We start from the raw sequence: 15,146 nt of genomic DNA on the forward strand, positions 1-15,146 counted from the left end.
TCCCTCAGGAGACGTTTGTGACCGGCGCCACCCCCCATCCTTCGCTCCGCACCAGACTTCGCGCGCTGCGCCCCGCCGCCTTCGGCGCGGACCCGGACGGCGCACGGATGGAGCGCATCCGCCGCTCACCCAACTTCGCCGACGGGGTCTTCCAGAACCCGGAGGGCGCGCGCACCCGGCCCTCCGGCTCCATGCTCGAATTCGCCCAGGTCTACTTCCGCCGCGAGGAGCGGGCCCGGAGGTCGCCGGCCGGAACGGTCCCGGTCCACCCCACCACCCTCGCCGACCTGGCGAAACCGTCCGTCACGGGCCTTCGGCTGACCTGGATGGGGCATTCGAGCGTGCTCGCCGAGATCGACGGCCGACGGGTCCTGTTCGACCCGGTCTGGGGTGAGCGCTGCTCGCCGTTCGCCTTCGCCGGGCCGAAGAGGCTGCATCCCGTGCCGCTGCCGGTGTCCGGGCTGGAAGCCGTCGACGTCATCGTGATCTCGCACGACCATTACGACCACCTCGACCTGCCCACGATCAAGGCCCTGGCCAGGACGGACACGGTCTTCGCGGTGCCGCTCGGCGTCGGTGCCCATCTGGAGGCCTGGGGGGTTCCCCTCGACCGCATCCACGAACTCGACTGGAACGAGACCGCGCACATCGCGGGCATCGACCTCACCGCGACACCGGCCCGCCACTTCTGCGGCCGTGGGCTGCGCAATCAGCAGCACACGCTGTGGGCGTCGTGGGCCGTCGCCGGCCCGGAGCACCGCGTCTACCACAGTGGGGACACCGGCTACTTCTCCGGCTTCCGGCAGATCGGAGCCGACCACGGGCCCTTCGACGCGACGATGATCCAGGTCGGCGCCTACTCGGAGTACTGGCCCGACATCCACATGACGCCCGCGGAAGGCGTCCAGGCACACCTGGACCTGCAGGGCGGCCGGCCGCACGGTGTGCTGATGCCGATCCACTGGGGCACGTTCAACCTCGCCCCGCATGCGTGGGCGGAGCCGGGGGAGTGGATGAAGGACGCTGCCGAGGAGGTGGGGCAGCCGGTGGCGTTCCCGCGGCCCGGTGAACCGTTCGAACCGTCCGGGGAGGTTCCCTCGGATGCCTGGTGGCGGGCGGTGTCGGCACCGATCGCGCACCCCTGGCGTCGCCCGGAGGTGACGGATCCGGCGCCGGTGCGTCGCGAGGAGGTCGACCTTGCGGGCGAGCGGTGACGGTGAGGTCCGCACGCCTGACCGGTCCGACGGCCATCCTGGCCACCGGTCGTGCCGAACGCCGCTGCGGAACCGGGGCGCAGGCGCCGAAGACACTGCCTACGCCGACAGCACCTCGTCGAAGCGTGCGTAGGCCTCTTCGTCGAAGAGCACGAACCGGATGTCGGTGACCGGGGGGAACGCGGCCTCGCGGACCGTACGTACGGCGATCCGCGCCCCGTCATGGAGGGGCCAGCCGTAGACGCCGGTCGAGATCGCCGGGAAGACGACCGTCCGGGCACCCAGTTCCGACGCCACCCGCAGGGACTCCCGGTAGCAGGAGGCCAGCAACGCGGAACGGTCCTCCGTACGCGACCAGACCGGGCCCACCGTGTGGACGACGTGGGTGGCGTGCAGCCGGCCGGCTGTCGTCGCCACCGCCTGCCCCGTGGGCAGTCCCTTGCCGTAGTGCGAGGCCCGCAGTTCACGGCAGGCGGCGAGGATCTCCGGCCCGCCACGCCGGTGGATCGCGCCGTCCACCCCGCCGCCGCCCAGGAGCGAGGAATTGGCAGCGTTGACCAGGACGTCGGCATGCTCTTCGGTGATGTCCCCGCGCACGAGGGTGATCGTCGGTCGTGTCGGCATGCAGTCATTCTGCCGGGTTCAGGCCTGCCCGGCCGATGCCGCTCGCTGAGACGGCTTCGTCGGAGGCATCCCTCAAGACCTGCGGACCTGAGTCCGGCGGAAGGGCGAGCAGGTGGACGTGGGACCCGCCGCGTGACGTCCGCCGGATCATCGGCGGCGTCGGTCGACGCCCGGTGACCGTCTCCCCTCAGGAAGGGGAGGCACGTCGCCGGGCGTCGACCGGTGCGTTCGATCAGGCCACGGAGGGCCCGGCTCGCGACGAAGCGGCCCCGGAACCGCACCGGGAGCGCCGCTTCGGCGGATCCATGTCGCGTGCGCTCCCGGCACCGTAGCGGTGCCGCGGTGTGCTTCTCCCGTGTCGAGGGTGGGGCATGCCGCCGAGGGCGCCGCCGCACACGCCACCCCCGAGGCCGGGTCACTGCGGACGTGGCCCCTGGTCCGCGTCGCGCGGGGGAACCGTCTCGCCCGGAACGACTCGCAGAGTCGCGGCGCCGGAGCTGCCGGGGTCCGGTGCGGCCGCGTCCTTGTTCCTCAAGGCCCGGGCTTCCGCCTTGAGGATGCGCGCGGACTTCCCGGCGCTGCGGGCCAACTCGGGGAGTTTCTTCGCCCCGACCAGCAGGATGACCACGATCAGGATGATGGCGACTTCGCTCATGCCGAGCACGGTCAGTCCTCGCCGCCCTCGTCCTCGTCGTCGCCTTCGAAGAAGTCCCCTACCTCGTCGACGACTTCGGCCGCGACCAGGCCGCCGGCCACACCGACGGCGAGCCCCGCCGCGCCGACGGCGACGGCCGTGCCCACGCCGGGCCCCGAGCGGTGCCCTGCGTCGTGGTGACGGTGGTCCTCGTAGGGGCCGTGGCCCTCGTATCCCTGGCCGTACGAGCCGTGTGCCGGGCGGGCCGAGTGGTGCTCGACCAACTGCCGCACCCAGCCGTCGACGAGCGCGTTCCAGTCCTGGTGCGGAACGTCGTCGTGGCCGACGGTGAAGCGGGTGATCGCGTCGTGGCCTTCGGCGAAGAGGCCGCCGCGCTTGTCCGCCTCCAGCACGACCTCCACGCCGCCGGGGCCGGCGAGGAAGGTCACTTCGATCTCGTTGACCGCGTGGGCGTACTGCGGGGCCGGGGTGAGCTCGATCTCCTGGTAGAAGGGGAGCTGCTGACCCGTGCCACCGATGCGCCCGTACTCCAGGTCGGCGGATTTGAAGCCGAAGCCGAGCCGGCCGAACGCCTCGAGGATCGCTTCCTGCACCGGCAGCGGTCCTACTGCGAGCTGGTCGAGGTCTCCCTTGTCCTTGGCGCCGGCCACGGAGAGCTCGGTACGTACCCCGAGGACGATGCCGAGGCCCTGCCCGTACAGCTCGGTGATCGGGGTCTCCCAGGGCAGGGACAGCGTGAACGGCACGCTGTGTTCGGCTCCCTCGGCGAGCCGGAAGCCGCCGCCGACCACGAAGCGCTCGAAGGTGACGGTGCCGAGGCTCTCGCCGTCGTCGTGTTCGGCCTCGACCTGGGCGACGAGCTCCAGGGTGATGTGCTCGATGTCGAAGTCGGCGGCACCGCCCTTGAGATGGACCCGGCCGGTGAGGGCCCCGCCGGGGGCCGCGGATCCCGGGTCGAGGACGGTGTCGACGGTGGGGCCGCCCACACCGAGCGAGCCGAGCAGTCGTTTGAACACCATCGAGGCGTTCACTCCCTTGAGTGCGTATGAGGGGGGGCGAAAGGCGGTGGTCGCGCAGGAACGGGCATGGAACGGCGGCCACTTCCTCCGCTCTACAGGCATGTAGAAGTATAAGGGGCGTGTGTGATGTCGTGGCGCCCATCCCGGCTCCGGGTGGCTCGACTTCGCCGGTTCCCGCAGCTTGCCTCCGACCGCCCGACCGCCCGACCGCCCGACCGCCCGACCGCCCGACCGTCGAACCGCCCGACCGCCGNCCGTTCTCCTTCGGCCGCCTGTGGACGGTGCCCGCCGCCGCAGGGTCCCGGACCCTTGCGACGGCCGCTCCCGTGCACGGTACAGACATCGGCTGTCCTGCGGTGCGCTGCCCGTGACGGGAGCGTTTCGTCCAATGTCGCCGGTGTGCTCCCTTGCGAGGGGCGACGCACCGTACGGAGCCGCATGTCCCGGGCGCCGTCGCGAGGTGCACGGCCGCCCGGTACGGGGCGCGCCGGCCGACCGGGCCCGCGCGCCCCGTCACACCCGCTGCCACACCGGCCGTCTGCCGCCTGGCCTCCTCCGGACGGCCCGGCCCGGTATGCTGGACATCCTGCGACACCCATGGTGGCGCGCGGCGGTGGGGCCCGCCGTACCCGAACCGCGGCACCCGCCGCCGACGGTCCCTACTCGTGACGTCCGCATTCCCCTGCGCGGACGTGAAACCACGCGTAGGAGAGCCATGGCCCGTGAAGAGACCGGACTGCCGACGACGGCGCAGCCGCCCGGACCTGCCGCCGCTTCCGCAGCGGCGACCAGGCGCCGCCGGCGCTCCCACCTCGCCGTGCTCGCCGTCATCGCGGCCGGTGGCGCCCTCGGCGCCGTCACCCGCTACGGGGCGTCCCGGCTGTGGCCCACCGACCCGGGGACGTTCCCCTGGACGACCCTCACGGTCAACGCCGTCGGATGTCTGGTGATCGGTGTCTTCCTGGTGGCGGTGACCGAGGTGTTCTCGGTACATCCGCTGCTGCGGCCGTTCTTCGGCACGGGCGTGCTGGGCGGCTTCACCACCTTCTCGACCTACTGCGTGGACATCCGGAGCCTGCTCGACGAGGGGCACGCCGCGACGGCGCTCACCTACCTGGCGGCAACCCTCGTCGCAGCCCTCACCGCGGTGAGTACCGGCGCGTGGGGTGCGCGCCGTCTTCTGGCGAAGTGGAGCGAGCGATGAGCTGGACCACCGTCCCGGCGCTGCGGCTGACCGTGCTGGTCGCCGACACCGACCGCCGGCACCACCATCCGCTGTGCAGCGAGATCGTGCGCCGCGCCCACGCCGCCGGACTGGCCGGCGCGTCGGTCTTCCACGGCGTGGAGGGCTTCGGAGCGGGCCGTACCGTGCACACCACACGGCTCGTCTCCATGGCCGACGACCTGCCCGTCATGGTCGTCGTCGTGGACAGCGCGGAGCGCATCCACGCCTTCCTCCCGCAGCTGGAAGAGCTGGACGTCGAGGGGCCGGTGACGTTGGAACCCGTGCAGGAAGTCCGCTTCACCGCCTCCGGCGGGACGACGCCGTGAGCGACTTCCTCCTGGTGGCCGTCGGCGGCGCGGGCGGCGCGGTGCTGCGCTACCTGACGGACCGGGCCGTCCAGGCCCGGCACGGCACCGTCTTCCCGTGGGGCACCTTCACCGTCAACGTCGTCGGCTCACTGGTCCTGGGCCTGCTGACCGGTGTCCTGGCGGCAGGGGTGGCCGGGGACTCCGTGCGCCTGCTGCTGGGTGTCGGGCTGTGCGGGGGGCTGACGACGTACTCCACGTTCTCCTACGAGACCCTGCGCCTGGCCGAGAGCGGAGCCAGATTCTTTGCCGTGGCCAATGTGATCGCCTCGGTCGCGGCCGGCCTCGGCGCCGCTTCCGGCGGATACGCCCTGGGGCGGACACTCTTCGGCTGATCGCCCGCCGTCCCCCGGGCGGGGGGCGCCGCGGTGCCGTCGACGTGCCCTTTCCGATCCTGCTCGGCTTCCGGCACGTGTTTTCGGGATGCATATGTTCGGCTTCGACGGGCACGCGCAGTTCAGCCCCGAACAAATGGCTGACCGGAACCCTTCGACGGCAGTCCCGATGACACGGCAGGCGGACGCATGGCGACGACCGAGAGTACTGACGAAAAGAGCGGCGGAAGCGGCCCGGAGCGCGTAGGCATTTCCACGGCCATGCGCAAAGCGGCCGGCCAGCTCGCGGAACTGCTCCAGTGCGAGCCTGCTTCCGTCTCCGCGATCAAGGCCACGAACGACGGCTGGACGGCCGATGTGGAGGTGGTCGAGATCGAGAAGATCCCCGACACCACCAGTGTCATGGCCTCCTACCGCCTCGAACTCGACGGCCAGGGACAGCTCATGGGCTACGAAAGAATGCGCCGGTATTCGCGAGGACAGGTCGACCGTTGACACCTGCCCCGTGCAAGGCCGGCGCATGTGACGCACATCGGAAGGAAGGCCGACCATGAGTCTCGTACAACAGAGCAACGCCTCCGGCAGCGGAGGCGGGTCCGGAAATCTCTACGACGTCCTCGAGCTCATTCTGGACAGGGGGCTCGTCATCGATGCCTTCGTTCGTGTTTCGCTCGTCGGAATCGAAATCCTCAAGATCGACGTCCGTGTCGTGGTCGCGAGTGTGGACACGTACCTGCGGTTCGCGGAGGCGTGCAACCGGCTGGACCTGGAGTCGGGCCGCAAGGCCCCGGCCCAGCTCACCGACATAGTGGGTGACACGGTGGAGAGCGGCGCCAAAGGAAAGTCGAAAGGAGCGCTGACGGGCGCGGTGGAAGCCTTCACCGAGTCCTTCCAGAGCGGGCGCGACAGCTCGGAGGAGAAGGAGAAGGAGACCACGAAGCGGCCGGCGCGCAAGTCCACCGCATCGAGCAGCAGCCGCCGTTCCAGCCGGCAAGGGGAGGAGTAGTACATGGCCACGTACGTCTACGCGATCACAGCGGCCGACCATCCGCTGCGGCTGGAGGGCCTGGCCGGTGTCGGTGACCCGCCGTCGGAACTGCGGACCGTGAAGACGCCTGAGCTGGGAGCCGTCGTCAGCGACACACCGCCCGGTCTGCGGGCCAAGCGCCGCGACCTCGTCGCCCACCAGGGCGTGCTGGAGCGGCTGATGGCTGACGGGGCCGTACTGCCCATGCGGTTCGGGCTCGTCGGACCGGACGACGGCCAGGTGCAGGACGCCCTCGAACGGGAGAAGGAGAAATACACGGCTCGCCTTGCCGAGATCGACGGATGCCTGGAGTACAACCTGAAGGTCTCCCGTGACGAGGAAGGCATGCTGAGGGAAATCCTTCGGGATTCGACCGAGGCGCGGGAACTCAGCGAGTACACACGCCGTAATCCGGGTGCGCAGGACAGGATGATGGCTCTGGGTGAAATCGTCGCTCGTGAAGTACAGGCCCGGCAGGAGGCGCTGGGACGCGACATCGCCGCTGTCTTCTCCCCCCTGGCCGAGCGTACGTCCGAGGCCGAACCGACCGCGAAGCACTTCCTGAACGCGTCCTATCTCGTGAAGCGGGACGAAGCGGCCGCCTTCTCGCAGGCGGTACACGAAGAGGCCGAACGGCGCGGCGACGAATACGAGTTCAGGCTGAACGGCCCGCTGCCGCCCTACAGCTTCGCCTGAGGCGGCGACCACCCTCGCGGAACCGCCCTCGTGAAACGGAGAAGCGTTTGTCATGGGCCTCATCGGGCAGATACTCACCCTTCCCCTCGCTCCGGTACGCGGCACGGCCTGGGTTCTCGACCAGGTCGTGCTCGCGGCCGAGCGCGACCATTACGACCCCGAGCCCGTACGTGGGCAGTTGGCGGAACTCGAGCGTGAACTGCTGAGTGGTGCCATCGACGAGGATGAGTTCGACCGGCGTGAGGACGAATTGCTGGATCGTCTCGAGATGTGCGAGGCGTACCAGGAGCGTCGGAACAGCGAATCCTGAGACGGGAGATTGAGGTGCTCGAAAGATGACGAAGAACGCGAAGATAGCTGCGGCCCTTGTGGGTGGATATCTGTTGGGCCGCACGAAGAAGGCCAAGATGGCGATCGGCTTCGGGATGTTCCTGGCCGGCAAGAAGCTGAACCTGGACCCCGCGCAGCTCGGCAGGATGCTCGCCGAATCGCCGGTCCTCGGAACGCTCAACGAACAGGTGCGCAAGGAGGTGGTGGGAGCCACGAAGACGGCCGCCACCAACGCCCTGACCCAGCGGGCGAGCGGCCTCGCCGACTCCCTGCACCGGCGCACCCTCGCTCTCGGGGACCCCGACGGCACGGTCGACCGTGCACAGGAGCGGGACGCCGAGGAGTACGACGACCAGGACGACAGCGGCACGACCGACGACGACCGTCAGGAGCGGGCCGAGAAGAAGCCCGCGCCGCGCCGCAGGACTTCCGCCACGTCCACGGCGAAGACCGCTTCGAAGGCCACGGCCAAGTCCCCGGCGAAGTCAGGGGGCCGGTCCGCTTCCGGAGGCGCTCGTTCGGCGTCCGGCGGTACACGCAAGAAGACCTCCTCCGGTGCCCGTAAGGCGACCTCGTCCGCCCGCAAGGAGCGGGGTGGCGCCAATGGCTGACTCGACGTTCGGCAAGGTCAGGGAAGAGGTGGCGAACAACCCGGCCACCGACCGGCTCAAGCAGGAGCTGCAGAGCTACCTCACGGCTCGCGCCCAGCACGCGGTCACCAGCCTCGGCCACCGGCTCGGCGAAGGCGTCAGCTCGATGGCCGAAGGCAAGGGAGGCGGTCTCACCGGTGCGGCCAAGACCATCGCCGAGGGGGGCCGGCACCTCAGCGAGGGCAAGTCGCCCGCCCAGGCGGCCATGTCCGCCGGCGCTTCGCATGTGAAGGACGCCCTCAAGGAAAAGGTCAAGGGACTGTTCGGCAAGGGACGTAAGAGCGGCGGCGGCAAGTCGAAGAGCGTCACCATCAGCGAGGACATCGACGTCGGCGTGCCGGTGCGCGAGGCGTACGACCAGTGGACGCAGTTCCAGGAGTTCAGCACCTTCGCCAAGGGCGTCGTCAGTGTCGAGAAGACCGACGACACCAGCAGCAACTGGAAGGTGAAGGTCGCCAAGTCCACGCGCAGCTGGAAGGCGAACGTCACCGAGCAGGTGCCCGACGAGCGGATCACCTGGACGACCGAAGGCGCCAAGGGCACGGTGAAGGGCGTCGTGACCTTCCACGCGCTCACCGACGATCTGACACGGGTCCTGCTCGTCCTGGAGTACTTCCCGAAGGGTCTCTTCGAGAAGACCGGCAACATCTGGCGGGCGCAGGGCCGCCGGGCCCGGCTCGACCTCAAGCTCTACCGCAAGTTCATCATGATGCGCGGTGAGGCGACCGACGGCTGGCGCGGCGAGATCCGGGACGGAGAGGTCGTCGTGGGACACGACGAGGCCGTCGAGGAGGAGGAGTCGCAGGCCGAGGAGTCGCGCGCCGAGGAGGACCCCGGTGCGGACGGTGCCGAGTCCGAAGAGACCGCGGACGGGGACGACGAGCCCGACGACGCCTACGCCGACGAGGAGGAAGGTTTCACGGACGGCGAACCGGAGGAGGACGAGGATCCGGAGACCGCCGACGAGCCCCCCGCCGAGGACGGTACCGACGAGGAACCTCTCGACGGTGACGAAGCCGAGGACGGTGACGAAGCCGAGGAGGGCGAGTTCGAGGAGGACGACGAGCCCGAAGAGGCCGAGGAGGGCGAGTTCGAGCAGGACGACGAGCCCGAAGAGGCCGAGGAGGGCGAGTTCGAGCAGGACGACGAGCCCGAAGAGGCCGAGGGCGACGAGGAGTACGACGACGTCGACGAGCCCGGACAGGGCGAGGAGGCCGAGGAGCCGGCCCCCCGCGGCCGGCGCCGGACCGCATCGGCGCGTGACTGACGTGCCTCGCAGATACGACCACAGCGGACGGGGCTGAAGTCACATGTCCGATTCACTGGCCGGCCGGATGGGGAACTCGTCGGGAGTTTCCCCGTACGGGCAGCAAGGATCCTCCGCGAATCTCGCCGACATCCTCGAGCGCGTTCTCGACAAGGGAATCGTGATCGCGGGAGATATCAAGATCAATCTTCTCGACATCGAACTGCTCACCATTAAATTGCGGCTGCTGGTCGCTTCCGTGGACAAGGCCAAGGAAATGGGTATCGACTGGTGGGAGCACGATCCCTCGCTCTCCTCCCGGGCGCGCCCCGAGCAGCAGGTGGACGGGGGCCGCGCACCGTCGGGTGACGGGCAGCAAGGCGCCCTCGCCGAGGAGAACGCGCGGCTCCGGGCAGAGATCACGGAATTGCGAGCCGCGGCGGGACTGACCGCCGGCTCCGGCGCGCACACACCCGAACCCCTGCCGGGAACGGCCGGGGAGTCGGAAGGTGAGGAACGACAGTGACGGTGAACGTCGACCCGGCAGCCGGGCAGGGCCTCTCCTACGTCTACGCCGTCGGCCGCACCGGCACTCCTCTCGACACGGCGCCGGACGGGCGGCCGGGCCTGGAGGACGGCCCGCTGCGGACCGTCGCGGGCGGTGGCCTGGTCGCGGTGGTGTCCACTGTTCCGTCCGCGTCCTACGACTCGGCGGGCATCGCGTCCCGGATGGCGGACCTCGACGCGCTCGAGGTCCTGGCCCGTACCCACCACTCCGTCGTCGAGTTCGCCTCTGCGCACGCGACCGTCCTCCCGATGCGGCTGGCCACGGTGTACGTCGACGACGCCCGGGTGCGGTCGATGCTCGAGGAGCGGGAGCCGGAGTTCGGTGCCCTGCTGGCCCGTCTCGAAGGCCACGTGGAGATGGGCGTCAAGGTCTATGCCGATCCCCGCAGCGCTGCCACCCCCGCCCCCGCGGGCGGCGGACCGGGGAGCGGGCAGCCGTCGAGCCCCGGACGCGCGTACCTCCAGCAGCGCCGGGCACAGCGCCAGAACCACCGGGACGCCTACCGGGCGGCCGGGGCCGTGGCGGCCGGCATCCCCGCACGGGTGGAGGGCCTCGCCGAGGCCCGTGTCTCGCACCGGCCCCAGCAGGGGGAACTGGCCCGCGCGGCGGGCGAGAACATCGCCAACGAGGCGTATCTGGTCCGGGCATCACAGGAGGAGGAGTTCCGCCGGGCGCTCCATGGGGTGGCCGACGGTTTTCCGGGCGTCGAGGTCGAGGTCACCGGTCCGTGGGCCCCCTACTCCTTCGCGACACCGCCGGAGAGCGAGGGCGGAACCCGATGAACGGCGAGCTCCCCGAGGAGGGTCTGCCGGGTGCCGGTCCTGCCGGGACCGGCACCCGGCAGGCAGCTGACGCCGATGATTCCGTCGAATCCCTGGCGGGCCGTGAGATCGCACTCATCGACCTGCTCGACCGTCTGCTGAACGGCGGCGCGGTCCTCACCGGTGACCTGGTGCTGTCCGTCGCCGATGTGGACCTGGTCCACATCAATCTGCGGGCCGTCATCCGGTCGATCACCTCGGACGAACCGGCTCCCTGGTGAGGCCGGCCCGCCACGGACGCGCCGACGAGCGAGGAGACAGCGCATGAACGACACGGAGGGACCGGGCCCCCAGGGGGCCGATCTGCACGAGGTGGCACAGGCGGCAGCGCGTGCTTTCGACCTCGTCCCCGCGGGACCCGGGGAGCGGAAGACGCAGAACGCCGCCACCCGGCGGCTGGAGACCGATCCGGACACGGTGGAACGCGATCTCATCAAACTGGTGCTGACCATCGTGGAATTGTTGCGCCAGCTCATGGAACGTACCGCGCTGCACAGGGTCGACCAAGGCGATCTGGGTGAGGATCAGGAAGAACGCATCGGTCTGACGCTGATGATTCTCCAGGACCGGATGACAGAACTGTGCGAGCGTTATGGCCTGACCATGGACGACCTCAATCTCGATCTGGGGCCTCTGGGCTCCCTGCTGCCCCGCGACGCCGCCTGAAACAATCGGCACAAGAGGTAATTCCCTTTGTTTCAGCCGGGATCGAGCGGCAACACGCATAGCATGACTGCAGAGAACGAAGACACGAAGAACGCGAACGGCGCCACGGAGAAGAACGGTGCGCGTACCGAGGCAGCCGCTGCCAAGGGTCGGCGCACCACCGCTTCGGCCGGGAGCAGCGCCAAGGCGAACTCGGCGGTCGCAGCCTCGAAGGCCACGGAATCGGCCGAGGAGGCAGGGAAGGCCGCCCGGTCCGTGCAGTCCGGAGTCCGCTCCGCGGGGGAGGCGACGAAGCGCGCCGCGGCCGCCGGGTGGGACACCGGACAGCAGACCGTCAGGTCCACGGCGGGCAAGGTCGCCTCGACCGCCACCACCGCGTGGACCGTCGTCAAGAACCGCAAGGCGATAGCGGCGGGCGCCACCGCGGGTGCCGTCGGCCTCGTCGGGGGCGCCTTCGCCCTCGGCCGCCAGACGGCCAAGGTCCACGGTGGGCCCATCACCCGGCTCACCGGCGGACGGATCTGACCGCACCGCGACGGACGGGCGGTATCGACGGAGGGCCGGCAGCGGGACTGCCGGCCCTCCGTCGCGTGCGGGGGCGTACGCCCGGACAAGGACTCGCACACCGATGACCGGCGCGTACCTCGCTCGGGGCGGGTGCGTGCAGGCGCCCGCGCATCGGCCGTGCGTCGGCGGACCGAACGGCCCGTGTCTGCGCACGGACGTCCGTGCTCCGGCCGTCGGCTGTCGCTGAATCTCCGCTTCGGGGGCGTCGTCCAGCCGGATGTCACCGACGTCGTGCCGAACAATGGCCTTCACGGGGCTCCCTCCGGGATGTCCCATGACACGCCGTCCGGGCACCCCGCCCTCGAATCGATATACAGCTAGATGTCCGGCTTGCTCTCTTGCGGGATGCTCCTCGCCCCCCTCTCGGTCTCACGGGCCGCCGGACGGAACGGCCCGTCCATGACGTGCGTGCCTCGCACGCGCGAGCGAGGTCCGGACTCCTGTCCCGCGAGGCTGCGGTGGGGATTCGGCTACCTGTGCGAGGCGTCATCCCGGAGCGGGACGCCGGGCGGGCAACTTCGACAACTGTGCGCCGGGCGGGGGTGATCCGCGACTACCGTGGGTTGCCGGTGATCAACGGTGGGCTCATATCGGTCGGGTCTGTCAGGCCGTTGACCCGTGCCTGACCGACCCCCGTAGGCGCACCGGACGAAAGCCGGTTCCCGGTGCCCCGCGTACCGAGGACGACCATGTCTCTACTTCGCGCCCCCTCCGCGCGACCGGAACGCCGCGAAGGCGGGCGGCACGGCCGCCCGGGCGGCCGGGCGCACCCGGCCGCGGGCCGGCCGCGCTCCGCACCGCACGCCCCCGACGCCCGCCTACGGCAGCAGATGCGGCGCACGGCCCTCCTGCCGGTCGTCGCCGCCGTGCTGAGCGGAACCGCGGCCGTCATCTTCACCGTGCGGTTCGCCGGTGTCCGGCCGTCCGGCAGCCTTCTGGCGGCGCTCGGCGGCTCGGCGGCGCTGGCCGTCGCGGCGGTGGCCGCGGCCTTCCTGGGAGCCGACCGGGCCGCCGCCGGCGTGGTCGACCGCTGCCTCGCCCTCCGGCGCACCAGCGCCCGGTACGTCTCCGACCTGGAGCGGTTCGTCGACCAGCTCCACGAGGGCGGACCCGTGCCTCCCGGATCGGCCGGACCGCCCACCGCCCCCGACGGTGACCCCTTCGACCTGCTCGCCCAGGACATGGGGCGGGCACAGGACGGAGCCGTGGCCGCCGTCGTCCGGGCGTCCCAGCTGTTCAGGAACGCCGGGAACGAACAGAAGGTCGAGGTCTTCGTCAATCTGGCGCGGCGCCTGCAATCCCTCGTGCACCGGGAGATCCAGATCCTCGACGAGCTGGAGCACCGGGTGGAGGACCCCGATCTGCTCAAGGGCCTCTTCCACGTCGACCACCTCGCGACCCGCGTCCGCCGGCACGCCGAGAACCTCGCGGTCCTCGGCGGAGCGGTCTCGCGGCGGCAGTGGAGCAGTCCGGTCACCGTCACGGAGGTGCTGCGCTCGGCGATCGCCGAGGTCGAACAGTACCCGCGGGTCAAGCTGGTGCCACCGCTCGACGGCACGCTGCGCGGCCACGCCGTCGCCGATGTGATCCACCTGCTCGCCGAACTCGTCGAGAACGCGACCGTGTTCTCCGCCCCCCACACCCAGGTGCTGCTGCGGGCGCAGCGCGTGACCGCCGGACTCGCCCTGGAGGTCGAGGACCGCGGACTCGGCATGCCCGTTCCCGAGCAGAAGCGGATGAACGACCTCCTGTCCGACCCCGACCAGGTCAACGTGGCCCATCTGCTGGAGGACGGCAGGATCGGCCTGTTCGTCGTCGCGTCGCTGGCCCGCAGGCACGGCATCGCCGTACGGCTCCAGAGCAACATCTACGGCGGAACGCAGGCGGTGCTCGTACTGCCGCAGGTCCTCCTGGGCATCGACACCGAGGCGCAGGACCGTACCGGCGAGATGCCCGTCCCGCAGCCGTCCGCCAGGCCCACCGGTGCCGCGCACCCGGACGCGCCGCCCCCCTCGCCCCGGCAGTCCGCGCCCGGGCACGACCGGCCCGGTGGACAGACCGGCCGCCAGGGCGAGGCGCCGCCGCTTCCCCTGCGCGCCGAACGCGTCGACCGGGCGAACCCCGCCACGGGCGCGCCGGCCGCAGGCGCCCCGGGGTTGAGGGACGCATCCCCGGACCGCCCGCAGCTTCCCCGGCGCAGCAACCAGGAGCATCTGGCTCCTCAGCTCAGGCAGGCCCCCGCCCCGCGGGTGGAGGACGGGAACGCCCTGCACGACCCCGGCCTGCTGGCCGCCTTCCGGAGGGGCATCGACCTAGCCGAGGCCCGGTCGGCGGACGACCTGGTGGCCGCATCCCCGCACGACCCGGCCTCAGCCCTGCCGCGGCAGGCGGCGCCGAGCGCCGCCACGGGCACGGCGACGGGTGAGGGGCCCCCGCTCTCCGTCGGAGCGCAGCGCGGTCACGGCCTCGCCCCACTGCCGGTCCGCGGTCTCGCCGCCCCGGCGGAACCGGGCGGCTCTTCCGGGCCGCGGCCGCGGCTGCCCGGCCAGGACCGGGCGAGCGGGCCGGGGTGAGCCGTGAACGGAGCGAGCCGGGCGGAGCGTCCGGTCCCGGCCCCGCGTGGAGCCGGCCCGGACGACCGCTCCGCTCGGCCCGGCCTCCCGCCCCTTCGACCGACAACATCCCAAGGAGTAGATGCACCATGACGAGCGAAATGCCGTCCGGTCAGGTCTCGGACCTCGACTGGCTGCTGAGCGGGCTGGTACAGCGCGTGCCCTACACACGCAGTGCCGTCCTCCTCTCGGCCGACGGCCTGGTGAAATCCGTCCACGGCATGGACGCCGACAGTGCCGACCACATGGCGGCCCTCGCCGCCGGCCTGTACTCCCTCGGCCGCAGTGCCGGCGCCCGCTTCGGCGACAACGGTGACGTGCGGCAGGTCGTCGTCGAGCTCGACTCGACCCTCCTGTTCGTGTCCACCGCCGGATCGGGAACCTGCCTCGCCGTCCTCGCCGGCCGGGAGGCGGATGCCGCCGTCCTCGGCTACGAGATGGCCATGCTGGTCAAGAGCGTCCGCCCCTATCTGATGACGCCGCTCCGGCAGCCGGCCGGAGCGTCGTTCACCCCGGGGCCGTGAGG

At 71.0% G+C, this 15,146-nt stretch carries 20 protein-coding genes; 17 read left to right on the top strand and 3 right to left on the bottom strand.

Annotation, left to right across the window (positions count from 1 at the left end):
- Positions 1-17: 17 nt before the first annotated feature.
- On the top strand, positions 18-1,214 hold the full coding sequence (locus tag BA175_RS04300; RefSeq protein WP_069169852.1) for an MBL fold metallo-hydrolase: 1,197 nt from the start codon (positions 18-20) through the stop codon (positions 1,212-1,214).
- A 99-nt stretch (positions 1,215-1,313) separates the two neighbouring features.
- Here BA175_RS04300 and BA175_RS04305 read toward each other — a convergent pair whose 3' ends face one another.
- The 3 genes from BA175_RS04305 to BA175_RS04315 form a co-directional block, all read right to left on the bottom strand.
- Positions 1,314-1,838, bottom strand: coding sequence for an O-acetyl-ADP-ribose deacetylase (locus BA175_RS04305; RefSeq protein WP_069169853.1), 525 nt, complete (start codon positions 1,836-1,838; stop codon positions 1,314-1,316).
- 415 nt (positions 1,839-2,253) lie between these two features.
- Positions 2,254-2,493, bottom strand: coding sequence for a twin-arginine translocase TatA/TatE family subunit (locus BA175_RS04310; RefSeq protein WP_107407533.1), 240 nt, complete (start codon positions 2,491-2,493; stop codon positions 2,254-2,256).
- Between the two features lie 11 nt (positions 2,494-2,504).
- Positions 2,505-3,512, bottom strand: a complete 1,008-nt coding sequence (locus BA175_RS04315) for a sporulation protein (protein ID WP_069169855.1) — start codon at positions 3,510-3,512, stop codon at positions 2,505-2,507.
- 715 nt (positions 3,513-4,227) lie between these two features.
- Between BA175_RS04315 and crcB (BA175_RS04320) the strand changes: the two genes are divergently transcribed.
- The 16 genes from crcB (BA175_RS04320) to BA175_RS04395 all read left to right on the top strand — a co-directional run bounded on the left by crcB (BA175_RS04320) (position 4,228) and on the right by BA175_RS04395 (position 15,144).
- Positions 4,228-4,716, top strand: coding sequence for a fluoride efflux transporter CrcB (gene crcB / locus BA175_RS04320; RefSeq protein WP_107407508.1), 489 nt, complete (start codon positions 4,228-4,230; stop codon positions 4,714-4,716).
- Complete coding sequence (locus BA175_RS04325; protein ID WP_069169856.1) at positions 4,713-5,063, top strand: DUF190 domain-containing protein; 351 nt, start codon at positions 4,713-4,715, stop codon at positions 5,061-5,063. The genes crcB (BA175_RS04320) and BA175_RS04325 overlap by 4 nt, the downstream gene beginning before the upstream one ends.
- Positions 5,060-5,437 carry a fluoride efflux transporter CrcB gene (gene crcB, locus BA175_RS04330; RefSeq protein ID WP_069169857.1) on the top strand — a complete coding sequence of 126 codons (378 nt, stop codon included), beginning with the start codon at positions 5,060-5,062 and terminating at the stop codon, positions 5,435-5,437. Before BA175_RS04325 ends, crcB (BA175_RS04330) begins: the two co-directional genes overlap by 4 nt.
- A 189-nt stretch (positions 5,438-5,626) precedes the next feature.
- The gene (locus BA175_RS04335) at positions 5,627-5,932 is read left to right on the top strand and encodes a gas vesicle protein (protein ID WP_069169858.1); all 306 of its coding nucleotides are present in this window, start codon (positions 5,627-5,629) and stop codon (positions 5,930-5,932) included.
- 55 nt (positions 5,933-5,987) lie between these two features.
- Positions 5,988-6,443: a gas vesicle structural protein GvpA gene (locus BA175_RS04340; RefSeq protein WP_069169859.1), complete on the top strand. Its 456-nt coding sequence runs from the start codon at positions 5,988-5,990 to the stop codon at positions 6,441-6,443.
- Between the two features lie 3 nt (positions 6,444-6,446).
- On the top strand, positions 6,447-7,160 hold the full coding sequence (locus tag BA175_RS04345; protein WP_069169860.1) for a GvpL/GvpF family gas vesicle protein: 714 nt from the start codon (positions 6,447-6,449) through the stop codon (positions 7,158-7,160).
- A 52-nt stretch (positions 7,161-7,212) separates the two neighbouring features.
- On the top strand, positions 7,213-7,470 hold the full coding sequence (locus tag BA175_RS04350) for a gas vesicle protein GvpG (RefSeq protein ID WP_069169861.1): 258 nt from the start codon (positions 7,213-7,215) through the stop codon (positions 7,468-7,470).
- Between the two features lie 25 nt (positions 7,471-7,495).
- Positions 7,496-8,101, top strand: a complete 606-nt coding sequence (locus tag BA175_RS04355) for a hypothetical protein (protein ID WP_069169862.1) — start codon at positions 7,496-7,498, stop codon at positions 8,099-8,101.
- A complete protein-coding gene (locus tag BA175_RS04360; RefSeq protein ID WP_069169863.1) occupies positions 8,094-9,407 on the top strand; it encodes an SRPBCC family protein in 1,314 nt (437 codons plus the stop codon). Before BA175_RS04355 ends, BA175_RS04360 begins: the two co-directional genes overlap by 8 nt.
- A gap of 43 nt (positions 9,408-9,450) precedes the next feature.
- Positions 9,451-9,912, top strand: coding sequence for a gas vesicle protein (gene gvpJ, locus BA175_RS04365; protein WP_069169864.1), 462 nt, complete (start codon positions 9,451-9,453; stop codon positions 9,910-9,912).
- Positions 9,909-10,736, top strand: coding sequence for a GvpL/GvpF family gas vesicle protein (locus BA175_RS04370; RefSeq protein WP_079159367.1), 828 nt, complete (start codon positions 9,909-9,911; stop codon positions 10,734-10,736). Before gvpJ ends, BA175_RS04370 begins: the two co-directional genes overlap by 4 nt.
- Positions 10,733-10,996 carry a gas vesicle protein gene (locus BA175_RS31560; RefSeq protein ID WP_254667804.1) on the top strand — a complete coding sequence of 88 codons (264 nt, stop codon included), beginning with the start codon at positions 10,733-10,735 and terminating at the stop codon, positions 10,994-10,996. The genes BA175_RS04370 and BA175_RS31560 overlap by 4 nt, the downstream gene beginning before the upstream one ends.
- Before the next feature lie 43 nt (positions 10,997-11,039).
- Positions 11,040-11,441, top strand: coding sequence for a gas vesicle protein K (locus BA175_RS04380; RefSeq protein WP_069169865.1), 402 nt, complete (start codon positions 11,040-11,042; stop codon positions 11,439-11,441).
- A gap of 63 nt (positions 11,442-11,504) precedes the next feature.
- Positions 11,505-11,966 (top strand): hypothetical protein, encoded by a 462-nt coding sequence (locus BA175_RS04385; RefSeq protein WP_069169866.1) that lies wholly within the window; start codon positions 11,505-11,507, stop codon positions 11,964-11,966.
- 731 nt (positions 11,967-12,697) lie between these two features.
- Positions 12,698-14,581 carry a sensor histidine kinase gene (locus BA175_RS04390; RefSeq protein ID WP_069169867.1) on the top strand — a complete coding sequence of 628 codons (1,884 nt, stop codon included), beginning with the start codon at positions 12,698-12,700 and terminating at the stop codon, positions 14,579-14,581.
- Positions 14,582-14,709: 128 nt separating this feature from the next.
- A complete protein-coding gene (locus BA175_RS04395; RefSeq protein WP_069169868.1) occupies positions 14,710-15,144 on the top strand; it encodes a roadblock/LC7 domain-containing protein in 435 nt (144 codons plus the stop codon).
- Positions 15,145-15,146 lie beyond the last annotated feature (2 nt).

Source organism: Streptomyces griseus (genome assembly GCF_001715295.1).
GTDB classification, from domain to species: domain Bacteria; phylum Actinomycetota; class Actinomycetes; order Streptomycetales; family Streptomycetaceae; genus Streptomyces; species Streptomyces griseus_G.